Annotated in this window: 6 protein-coding genes and 2 rRNA genes; 3 read left to right on the top strand and 5 right to left on the bottom strand. The window is 66.1% G+C overall.

Annotated elements, in window-relative coordinates; translation table 11 throughout:
* The first annotated feature begins 217 nt into the window (after window positions 1-217).
* The 3 genes from ACODT5_RS36585 (at window position 218) to ACODT5_RS36575 (ending at window position 4225) form a co-directional block, all read left to right on the top strand.
* Window positions 218-3341 (top strand): 23S ribosomal RNA (locus ACODT5_RS36585).
* A gap of 74 nt (window positions 3342-3415) precedes the next feature.
* Window positions 3416-3533 (top strand): 5S ribosomal RNA (gene rrf / locus ACODT5_RS36580).
* A 134-nt stretch (window positions 3534-3667) separates the two neighbouring features.
* Complete coding sequence (locus ACODT5_RS36575; RefSeq protein ID WP_422523356.1) at window positions 3668-4225, top strand: GNAT family N-acetyltransferase; 558 nt, start codon at window positions 3668-3670, stop codon at window positions 4223-4225.
* Here the strand turns inward: ACODT5_RS36575 and ACODT5_RS36570 are convergent.
* The 5 genes from ACODT5_RS36570 to ACODT5_RS36550 are packed head-to-tail and all read right to left on the bottom strand — an operon-like array spanning window position 4222 to window position 11033.
* The gene (locus ACODT5_RS36570; protein WP_422523355.1) at window positions 4222-5928 is read right to left on the bottom strand and encodes a P-loop NTPase family protein; all 1707 of its coding nucleotides are present in this window, start codon (window positions 5926-5928) and stop codon (window positions 4222-4224) included. The genes ACODT5_RS36575 and ACODT5_RS36570 overlap by 4 nt on opposite strands.
* Window position 5929: 1 nt before the next feature.
* Window positions 5930-7345, bottom strand: a complete 1416-nt coding sequence (locus ACODT5_RS36565; protein WP_250744631.1) for an ATP-binding protein — start codon at window positions 7343-7345, stop codon at window positions 5930-5932.
* 19 nt (window positions 7346-7364) lie between these two features.
* A complete protein-coding gene (locus ACODT5_RS36560) occupies window positions 7365-8927 on the bottom strand; it encodes an SCO6880 family protein (protein WP_422523354.1) in 1563 nt (520 codons plus the stop codon).
* Window positions 8924-10234 carry a hypothetical protein gene (locus tag ACODT5_RS36555; RefSeq protein WP_422523353.1) on the bottom strand — a complete coding sequence of 437 codons (1311 nt, stop codon included), beginning with the start codon at window positions 10232-10234 and terminating at the stop codon, window positions 8924-8926. Before ACODT5_RS36555 ends, ACODT5_RS36560 begins: the two co-directional genes overlap by 4 nt.
* Window positions 10224-11033 (bottom strand): hypothetical protein, encoded by an 810-nt coding sequence (locus ACODT5_RS36550; RefSeq protein ID WP_422523352.1) that lies wholly within the window; start codon window positions 11031-11033, stop codon window positions 10224-10226. The genes ACODT5_RS36555 and ACODT5_RS36550 overlap by 11 nt, the downstream gene beginning before the upstream one ends.
* Between the last annotated feature and the right edge of the window lie 53 nt (window positions 11034-11086).

The following is an 11086-nucleotide window of genomic DNA, read 5'->3' as shown; positions in this document are numbered from 1 at the left end:
AGTTGGCACGGTTTCCAAAACCTTCTGTAAGTACTGCTTCGGCGTGGAAAACAGGAAGAGTGGCGGGGATCGTGCTTGGCACGTTGTTGGGTATCTGAGGGTACGGCCGAAAGGCTTTATCTTCGTGATGCCGGCCCCAGTGAACTTCGTCTGCGGATGAGGGTGATGGGTGACTGGTCGTTGCTTGAGAACTACACAGTGGACGCGAGCATCTGTAGGCCAAGTTTTTAAGGGCGCACGGTGGATGCCTTGGCACCAGGAACCGATGAAGGACGTGAGAGGCCGCGATAGGCCCCGGGGAGCTGCCAACTGAGCTTTGATCCGGGGGTGTCCGAATGGGGAAACCCGGCAGTCGTCATGGGCTGTCACCCACTGCTGAACACATAGGCAGTGTGGAGGGAACGCGGGGAAGTGAAACATCTCAGTACCCGCAGGAAGAGAAAACAACCGTGATTCCGGGAGTAGTGGCGAGCGAAACCGGATGAGGCCAAACCGTATGCGTGTGATACCCGGCAGGGGTTGCGCATGCGGGGTTGTGGGAATTCTTTTGATCGGTCTGCCGGCCGGTCGGCGAGTCAGAAACCGTTGATGTAGTCGAAGGACATGCGAAAGGTCCGGCGTAGAGGGTAAGACCCCCGTAGACGAAACATCAGCGGCTTGCTTAAGAATCTCCCAAGTAGCACGGGGCCCGAGAAATCCCGTGTGAATCTGGCGGGACCACCCGCTAAGCCTAAATATTCCCTGGTGACCGATAGCGGATAGTACCGTGAGGGAATGGTGAAAAGTACCGCGGGAGCGGAGTGAAATAGTACCTGAAACCGTGTGCCTACAAGCCGTGGGAGCGTCGCCGTTATTCTTCGGAATAACGGTCGTGACTGCGTGCCTTTTGAAGAATGAGCCTGCGAGTTAGCGGTGTGTAGCGAGGTTAACCCGTGTGGGGAAGCCGTAGCGAAAGCGAGTCCGAATAGGGCGATTGAGTTGCACGCTCTAGACCCGAAGCGGAGTGATCTAGCCATGGGCAGGTTGAAGCGGAGGTAAGACTTCGTGGAGGACCGAACCCACCAGGGTTGAAAACCTGGGGGATGACCTGTGGTTAGGGGTGAAAGGCCAATCAAACTCCGTGATAGCTGGTTCTCCCCGAAATGCATTTAGGTGCAGCGTCACGTGTTTCTTGCCGGAGGTAGAGCACTGGATAGGCGATGGGCCCTACCGGGTTACTGACCTTAGCCAAACTCCGAATGCCGGTAAGTGAGAGCGTGGCAGTGAGACTGTGGGGGATAAGCTCCATGGTCGAGAGGGAAACAGCCCAGAGCATCGACTAAGGCCCCTAAGCGTACGCTAAGTGGGAAAGGATGTGGAGTCGCAGAGACAACCAGGAGGTTGGCTTAGAAGCAGCCACCCTTGAAAGAGTGCGTAATAGCTCACTGGTCAAGTGATTCCGCGCCGACAATGTAGCGGGGCTCAAGCGTACCGCCGAAGTCGTGTCATTGCAGCAATAGGGCCAACGCCCGCTGTGATGGGTAGGGGAGCGTCGTGTGCCGGGTGAAGCAGCAGCGGAAGCTAGTTGTGGACGGTTCACGAGTGAGAATGCAGGCATGAGTAGCGATACACACGTGAGAAACGTGTGCGCCGATTGACTAAGGGTTCCTGGGTCAAGCTGATCTGCCCAGGGTAAGTCGGGACCTAAGGCGAGGCCGACAGGCGTAGTCGATGGACAACCGGTTGATATTCCGGTACCCGCTTTGAAACGCCCAATATCGAATCAGGCGATGCTAAGCCCGTGAAGCCGTTCCGGACCCTTCGGGGAAAGGAAAGTGGTGGAGCCGGTGACCCAGACTTGTAGTAGGTAAGCGATGGGGTGACGCAGGAAGGTAGTCCAGCCCGGGCGGTGGTAGTCCCGGGGTAAGGGTGTAGGCCGAGGGGTAGGCAAATCCGTCCCTCATATAAGGCTGAGACCTGATGCCGAGCCGATTGTGGTGAAGTGGATGATCCTATGCTGTCGAGAAAAGCCTCTAGCGAGTTTCATGGCGGCCCGTACCCTAAACCGACTCAGGTGGTCAGGTAGAGAATACCGAGGCGTTCGGGTGAACTATGGTTAAGGAACTCGGCAAAATGCCCCCGTAACTTCGGGAGAAGGGGGGCCATCACTGGTGATCGGATTTACTCCGTGAGCTGGGGGTGGCCGCAGAGACCAGCGAGAAGCGACTGTTTACTAAAAACACAGGTCCGTGCGAAGCCGTAAGGCGATGTATACGGACTGACGCCTGCCCGGTGCTGGAACGTTAAGGGGACCGGTTAGTCACATTTCGGTGTGGCGAAGCTGAGAACTTAAGCGCCAGTAAACGGCGGTGGTAACTATAACCATCCTAAGGTAGCGAAATTCCTTGTCGGGTAAGTTCCGACCTGCACGAATGGCGTAACGACTTCTCGACTGTCTCAACCATAGGCCCGGTGAAATTGCACTACGAGTAAAGATGCTCGTTTCGCGCAGCAGGACGGAAAGACCCCGGGACCTTTACTATAGTTTGATATTGGTGTTCGGTTCGGCTTGTGTAGGATAGGTGGGAGACTTTGAAGCGGCCACGCCAGTGGTTGTGGAGTCGTCGTTGAAATACCACTCTGGTCGTGCTGGATGTCTAACCTCGGTCCGTGATCCGGATCAGGGACAGTGTCTGATGGGTAGTTTAACTGGGGCGGTTGCCTCCCAAAAAGTAACGGAGGCGCCCAAAGGTTCCCTCAGCCTGGTTGGCAATCAGGTGTTGAGTGTAAGTGCACAAGGGAGCTTGACTGTGAGACCGACGGGTCGAGCAGGGACGAAAGTCGGGACTAGTGATCCGGCGGTGGCTTGTGGAAGCGCCGTCGCTCAACGGATAAAAGGTACCCCGGGGATAACAGGCTGATCTTCCCCAAGAGTCCATATCGACGGGATGGTTTGGCACCTCGATGTCGGCTCGTCGCATCCTGGGGCTGGAGTCGGTCCCAAGGGTTGGGCTGTTCGCCCATTAAAGCGGTACGCGAGCTGGGTTTAGAACGTCGTGAGACAGTTCGGTCCCTATCCGCTGTGCGCGTAGGAATATTGAGAAGGGCTGTCCCTAGTACGAGAGGACCGGGACGGACGAACCTCTGGTGTGCCAGTTGTCCTGCCAAGGGCATGGCTGGTTGGCTACGTTCGGGAGGGATAACCGCTGAAAGCATCTAAGCGGGAAGCCTGCTTCAAGATGAGTATTCCCACCTCCTTGAGAGGGTAAGGCTCCCAGTAGACGACTGGGTTGATAGGCCAGATGTGGAAGCCCGGTAACGGGTGGAGCTGACTGGTACTAATAGGCCGAGGGCTTGTCCTCAGTTGCTCGCGTCCACTGTGTTAGTTCTGAAGTAACGAACTGTGTCATATCCGGTTTGGTTAACTTCATAGTGTTTCGGTGGTCATAGCGTTAGGGAAACGCCCGGTTTACATTCCGAACCCGGAAGCTAAGCCTTTCAGCGCCGATGGTACTGCAGGGGGGACCCTGTGGGAGAGTAGGACGCCGCCGAACAATCATTGTAGAGAGCCCCGTACCGGGTAACCGGTACGGGGCTTTTCTGCGTTTACGGGTCTTTTGGTCCCCTGTGTTTGGGGCGGGGAAACTCGGATGAAGTCGGGTTGGCCGGCTCGTTAGGATCCCGGGGTATGAACGAGTACGTGGTACGTCCTATACGGGCTGAAGAGTGGGACAAGGTGAAGGAGCTGCGGATCGCGGCTCTGCGGGATCCGGCCGCGCCGGTTGCCTTCCTGGAGACCCTTGAGCAGGGCGAGGGAAAGAGCGACGAGTTCTGGCAGGAGCGGGCTGCCGGGGGTGCTGCGGGGCGGAGCATCCGGCAGTTCGTGGCCGAGGGGCCCGATGGGGTGTGGGACGGGACCGTGAGTGTCCTCGTCGAGGAGGCCGGCACGACCGACATCTTCGAAGGGGAGATCGAGCAGGCCCAGGCGCACCTCGTGGGGGTGTTCGTCCGTCCGGAGCAGCGGGGAACCGGGCTGACCGAGCAGCTTTTCGCGGCCGCGCTGGAGTGGGTCTGGGGGCTGGAGGAGCCGGCGCCGGCGCGCGTACGGCTCTTCGTGCACGAGGAGAACGCGCGGGCCGGGGCGTTCTACCGGCGGTTCGGGTTCGTGCCCAGCGGGAAGGTCGTGCCGATGCCGACCGACCCGTCCGCGAAGGAGCTGGAGTACGTGTTCCCGCGGCCCGTTTAGCGGGCGGCTACGGGCAGGTCCGCTTCCGGCCAGCGGGAGCGGGCCTGTTCGCGGCTGCGGCACAGGGCGAGGAGCGGGAGCGTCGTGTCCTGGAGCAGCTGCGGCAGTTGGGGGATCGGGGCCACGGCGGCGACGTCCTCGAAGACCAGGGTCAGTGGTGGGTCGAGCCGACCGTCGGATGACCGTGCGGCCATGCGGCGGCCGTGCTCGACCACGCTCGAGGCGAGTGCGGTCAGCAGCGGCATCGCACCCGGGTGGGCCCGGGGGTCTTCCAGGGGTTCGCCCACCACGTAGAGGGTGCCCCCTTCGGAGACGAACGATGCCAGGGCGAGGGAATCGGTTCGGTTCGGGGTGCAGGATTCCCTGATGTGGATCGAGGAGAGAGCCGTCAGGGCCCGGGCCGTGAGGTGTTGGGCCTGTTCGCGGCGGTCCGGGTGGGCGGTGAGGGCGCTCTCCAGCTCGCCGGCCGCGCCGGGGGCGGCGGTTGCCGCCTGGGGGTGGGTGCGCAGGATGCGGACCGGCTCCTGGGCGTTGGTGCCCTGGGCCCAGCGGTGCAGCTGCTTGAAGGGGCGGTTGTCCAGGGCGGCGGCCTGGAGCCAGCTGCGCAGGAGCGTTTCCGCGGTGTCCGCGAGGGCGGAGTCCATGCGGGCCTGGGGGCGGACCGGGGCCAGCAGCGCGAGGGCGCGGGCTGCGGCGATGGCGCGGTCCGCGCAGCCTTCTGTGGGACTCCAGTGCATGCGGGCCGGGGTGTCGCAGAGGTGGGAGGGGTCGTAGAGGAGGACGGGGCCCAGTTTGGAGCGGGCGTCCTTCGTGTCCGACCAGAGGGCGGGGGAGGACGTGATCACGAGGATGGCGCCCGGGGCTGCCGCGATGGCTGCTTCGGCGGCCGTGGTTCGGACCTCCGGTGGGGCGTAGGTCAGGCGGTGGCTTTGGGGTGGGGTTGCGGGTGGGGCGGGGGTCGGGGCGTAGCCGAAGCCGTAGCGGTACGCCTCGTCCGTGGGGGAGGGGGCGGCGCCGTTGCCGGGGGCTCGGCCCCCGGGCCCCCGCGCCTCAAACGCCGGCGGGGCTGACAGTGGCTGCGATGCCGGTGCCGACGGGGCGGGGATGGGGTGGGGCTTGGTGGGGATGGGGACCGTGGCGGGGTGCGGCGCCGTTGCCGGGGGCCGGCCCCCGGGCCCCTGCGCCTCAAACGCCGGCGGGGCTGACAGTGGCTGCGGAGCCGTGGATGGGTGCGGCGCCGTTGCCGGGGGCCGGCCCCCGGACCCCCGCTCCTCAAACGCCGGAGGGGCTGGATTTTGCCTCGGCTGGTCCGGAGCGTGCGGCGCCGTTGCCGTCTTGTCTGCCGGTGGGTGGCGGCGGGATTTTGTGCGGGCGACGATGCCCAGGGTGAAGATCGCCAGGACCAGTAGGACCAGGAGCTGGCTGATGAACAGGCCCCAGAAGAGGCCCCAGTTGGAGAGGGCCTCGGGGGGTGTGTCCGGCCAGGCGGCCGGGATGCTCTGGGGTTGAGCTATCAGCGAGCGGACCGCGGTCGGGGTGCGGGTGAAGGTGACCTTGTCCGGCCAGGCGCCCTTCGCGAAGAGGGCTGCCAGGCCGGTGGACGTCCAGGTGAGGACGGCCAGGCCCAGGAGGAGGGCCAGGAGGCCCACCAGGAGGCCGTCCGGGATGCCACCCTGGGGGCGTTGGTCCGTGCTGTTGGGCATGTCAGGCCACCGTGGTCGCCGAGCCGCCGGCGTTGCGGTGGCGTTCCATCAGGAGGGCGCGCTCCTCTGTCTCCAGTTCGGCGGCGAGGAGGTCGTCGGGCAGGCGGTGCTGGACCGAGGACTCGGTCATGGCGCGGTCGGTGAAGACCAGGGGGCGTTCGGCTTCGGTGATCAGGTGTTTGACGACCTGGACGTTGCCGTTCACGTCCCAGACCGCGATGCCGGGGGTGAGGGTGGGGATGATTTCCACCGCCCAGCGGGGGAGGCCCAGGACGCGGCCCGTCGCGCGGGCCTCGTCGGCTTTCTGGGCGTAGATCGTGCGGGTCGAGGCCATTTTGAGGATGGCCGCCGCTTCGCGGGCCGCCGCGCCGTCGACCACGTCCGAGAGGTGGTGGACGACCGCGACGAAGGACAGGCCCAGGCGTCGGCCGAACTTGAGGAGGCGCTGGAACAGCTGGGCCACGAAGGGGCTGTTGATGATGTGCCAGGCTTCCTCGACGAGGAAGATGCGCTTCTTGCGGTCCGGGCGGATCCAGGTGTGTTCCAGCCACACACCGACGATCGCCATCAGGATCGGCATGGCGATGGAGTTGCGGTCGATGTGGGAGAGGTCGAAGACGATGAGGGGGGCGTCGAGGTCGATGCCCACCGTGGTCGGGCCGTCGAACATGCCGCGGAGGTCGCCGTCGACCAGGCGGTCGATGACGAGCGCGACGTCCAGGCCCCAGGCGCGGACATCGTCTATGGCCACGTTCATCGAGAGCGCCGATTCGGGCTCCGGGTGGCGCAGTTGTTCCACGATGTCCATCAGGACCGGTTGGCGGTCCGTGATGGTTTCCACGACGTAGGCGTGCGCGACCTTCAGGGCGAAGCCGGAGCGTTCGTCCAGGCCGTGGCCCATGGCGACTTCGATGATGGTGCGGAGCAGCGCGAGCTGGCCCGTCGCGGTGATCGCCGGGTCGAGGGGGTTGAGGCGGATCCCGTCGTCGTTCGCGGCGATGGGGTCCAGGCGAATGGGGGTTATTCCCAGCTGCTGAGCGATGAGGTTCCACTCGCCGACGCCGTCCTCGCCCTGGGCGTCCAGGACGACGACCTGGCGGTCCCGGAAGCGGAGTTGGCGTAGGACGTAGGTCTTCTCGAGGGCGGACTTGCCGTTGCCCGATTCGCCCAGGACCAGCCAGTGGGGGGCCGGCAGTTGCTGGCCGTACAGCTGGAAGGGGTCGTAGATGTAGCCCTTGCCGCTGTAGACCTCACGGCCGATGATGACGCCGGAGTCGCCGAGTCCGGGGGCGGCGGTGGGGAGGTAGACCGCTTGTGCCTGGCCCGTGGACGTGCGGACGGGCAGGCGCGTGGTTTCTACCTTGCCGAACAGGAAGCTGGTGAAGGCGTCCGTCAGGGCGGACATGGGATCTCGCATGGGCGGCCATTCCCTCCAGCTAGCGTCGGATGCCGGTGGCGAACGGCAGGGTGTTGACGAAGGCGCGGTGGTGCTCGCGGTCACACCATTCGAGCTTCAGGTAGGACTTGCCCGCCGAGGCGCGGATGGTGCGCTTGTCGCGGGCGAGGGCTTCGGGGGAGCGGGAGGAGACCGTGATGTACCCGACCAGGTTGACACCGGCGGCGCCGCTCGCGAGGTCTTCGCCGCGCTGGTCGAGCCGGCCGTGCGCGGCGATGTCGCGGGGGTCGACGGTGCGGTTCATCTTGGCGGCGCGGCTGGCGTCGGCCTCGTCGTTCGTCTTCTCCGTGAGCATGCGCTCGATGGCGATCTCGGTGGGCTCCAGGTCCATGGTGACGGCGACCGTGCGGATGACGTCGGGGGTGTGGACGAGGAGCGGGGCGAGGAAGTTCACGCCGACCGGGGTCATCGGCCACTCCTTCACCCAGGCGGTGGCGTGGCACCAGGGGGCGCGGGTGGAGGACTCGCGGGTCTTGGCCTGGAGGTAGGTCGGTTCGACGGCGTCCAGTTCGGCGGGCCAGGCGTTGCGCTTGGTCATGGCCTGGATGTGGTCGATGGGGTGGTCCGGGTCGTACATGGAGTGCACGAGGGAGGAGAGGCGGCCCTGGCCCAGCGGCTGGCGGACGCGGATGTCGGCCTCGGCGAGGCGGGCGCAGATGTCGGTGAGCTCGCGGGCCATGACGATGGCGAGGCCCGCGTCGCGGTCGACCCGGCGGCCCTTCTTGGGGGTCGCGGCGCGGGCGATGGTGTGGGCCTCGGCGGCGAGCTCGCGGGTGAAGTGGATGCAGGCGACGAGGTACGCGCGGTGCTGCTCGGAGGAGGTCGACACCATCGACTGGAGCTGATCGTAGGAATCGCGCAGCCAGACGGGGGCGTTGGTGTTGCCGCGGGCGGCCACGTCCTTGTCGTGGGCCTCCGGGTCGGCGGGCAGGGTGCGTACGAGCATCTGGAGGCGGGTGACGAAGCCGTCGCCGTTGGCCACGTGCTTGAGGAGGGTGCCGAAGCGGTCCACGAGGGCCTCTTGGTCCTCGCTGTCGCGCAGGCCTACGCCGGGTCCCTCGATCTCGATGGCGGCGGTGACGGTTCTGCGGTCCGCGTGGAGCAGGACGGCGATCTCGTCTGGGCCGAAGGGGGCGGCGAGCCAGTTGATGCGGCCGATGCCGGGGGGCGGGCCGATCTCGACCTCGCGGCCGTCGGCGGCGCGGATGCCGGCCTCCATGGAGCCGGAGCGGAACGTCGTGCCGCGGCGCAGGGTGCGCTTGTAGCTGCGGTTGATCTCGAACCAGCGGTAGAAGGTGCGGCCGCGGTAGGGGACGTAGACGGCGGCGAGGGCGAGCATCGGGAAGCCGGCGAGGGAGACGATGCGCAGGGTGAGGGAGGGGACGAGCAGTCCGCTCATCATGCCGAGGAACGCGCCGACGATGATCAGGGCGATCTCGCCGGTCTCGCGGTTCTTGCCGACGATCGCGTTCGGCCGGGCCCGGCCGATGAGATACGTGCGGCGGGGCGTGACCGGGTGGAGCTGGTGCGACTGGGTCGTCACCGCCCGTCACCTCCTGTGTTCCTCGTGCTGGAGCCCGTACGGGGCGGGGGTGTGGCGGCGGGGCCGCCGCTGTTCCCGCCGCCGGAGCCGCGGCTGCTGTGTGCGGCCATGCCTCCGGAGATCTGGTTGTCGCCGCCGGCGCGGTGGGCGCCGCCGCCGCTGTTTCCGCCCCCGCCGCCACCGCGGCTGCTGTGGGTCTTGATGCCCTGGGAGACGAGGGAGGCCGGGGAGCTGATGACGGCGGCTGCCTGGGCGCCGTCGGTGGCCTTGCTGCGGTTGGTGCGGGCGGAGGCGATCTCGTCGCCGAAGCCGGGGACGAAGCGGTAGATCATCGCGGAGGCGAAGATCGCCAGGAGGATGATGGCGAGGCCGGAGACGACCGCGGAGAAGGCGTTCGGGCCCTTCTCCCCGGCGAGGGCTCCGGCGAGGCCCAGGACGATGACGATGACCGGCTTCACGAGGATGACGGCGATCATGATGCCCGCCCAGCGGCGGACGTGGCCCCAGAGGTTGCGGTCGACGAGGCCGGCGTAGACGACGGTGCCGAGCAGGGCGCCGACGTAGAGGAGCGCGGCGCGGATCACGAGCTCGAGGCAGAGGATGCCGGCGGCCAGGACGGTGACGAGGGCGACGACGATCAGCATGATCGGGCCGCCGCCGATGTCGTCGCCCTTTTTGAGGGCCTCGGCGAAGGAGCCGAAGAAGACGTCGGTCTGGCCGCCCGTGGCGGAGGCGATGACCTCGGTGACGCCGTCGGTGGCGGAGACGACGGTGTAGAGGATCAGGGGGGTGAAGGCGGAGGCGAGGACGGTGAGCCAGAGGAAGCCGATGGCTTCGGACATGGCGGTGGTGAAGGGGACGCCGCGGATGGCTCGTTTGGCGACGGCGAAGAGCCAGAGGACGAGGGTCAGGATGGTGGAGGCGGCGAAGACGATGGCGTACTGCTTGAGGAAGGTGCCGTTCGTGAAGTCGACGTTGGCGGTGCCGTTTACCGCTTTGCTGAGTTCGCCGACGATCCAGGCTGCGGCGTCGGCGCAGCCCTTTGCGAGGGAGGAGAGGGGGTTCAGGGCGTCGGTGGGGTCGCTGGGGGCGAGGCCTGCGCCGGGGGCTGGGGCTGAGCCGTCTCGTTCGCAGTACTCCTTGGCCGGGCCTGAGATCAACCTGCAGGGGTTGCTCGGGCTGGGCAGTGGGGCTGGTGGCGGAGACGGAGCGGCCGTCGCGCGGGCGGCGAAGAGGATGACGGCGGCCTGAACGGCTGCTGCCGTGGCACCGATGCCGCGGAGCGGCAGCTTGCGGCTACCGGGCATAGGTGAAGCCTCCGAACTCGGTGACGGCGCGGCCGATCTCGTCTGCGGTGGACACCGGGTTGTCGCCGGTCACAGGGGTGGGACCGTCCCTCTGCGCGGTCTCGAGGACCTTCCAGTCGGACCCGTTCCACTTCAACGTCAGGGAGATGGTGAACCAGCCGCTGGTCACAGGGCGGGTGGACTTCTCACCGGTCAGGCCGAACATGCCGATGCACCAGACCTCGACCGTGGCGGCCCCGTTGGAGAAGCTCTTGACCTTGGCGCCTGCCGGAACGGTCCGGTTGACGAACGTGGAACCCGTGGGCGCGAGGCCGTCTTTGGTCAACCCGATCTGCGACAGCAGACCGGGCGAGTAGTCGGCGTCGAAGCCGCTCTGGAGCTTCGTCTTGGTGCTGTCGTCTGCGACGGCGTCGACGATGGCGTGTCTGCGCGCAGAGTTGAACATGCCGTCAGAGCCGAGTGCCACGGCGTAGTTCGATGCTGCGGACTGGGCTCCCTGCTGATCCTGCGGGAAGCCGGAGGGCACCCCGGACGACTTGCCGTCCACCGGGGCCACGCCTGTGGCGGCCGTGGGGTTGGAGGTCGGCGGCTTGTCCGGGTTCGCGGAGTCTTCCGGGGTGCGGGACTGGTTGGCGAAGGCGATGGCTGCGATGAGGAGGACCACCACGCCGACGACCGTGATCAGGCCCCGGGAAGTGCGGCGCGGCGGGGCGTACGGGTCCGAGGGCTCGGCGAAGCGGGTACGGGTCTGGCCGGTGCCGCCGACCTCGCCGCCACCGTATTGGTCGTCGGTGCTCATTCGGTGTTCGCCCCCTCCGCGTCGTACGACGGTAGCGCTGGTATCCGCGCAGG

It is taken from the genome of Streptomyces tatrensis (assembly GCF_049310065.1).
Taxonomy (GTDB): Bacteria; Actinomycetota; Actinomycetes; order Streptomycetales; family Streptomycetaceae; genus Streptomyces.
The sequence above is the reverse complement of the archived record's forward strand: the minus strand, read 5'-3'. Positions and strand labels throughout refer to the sequence as shown.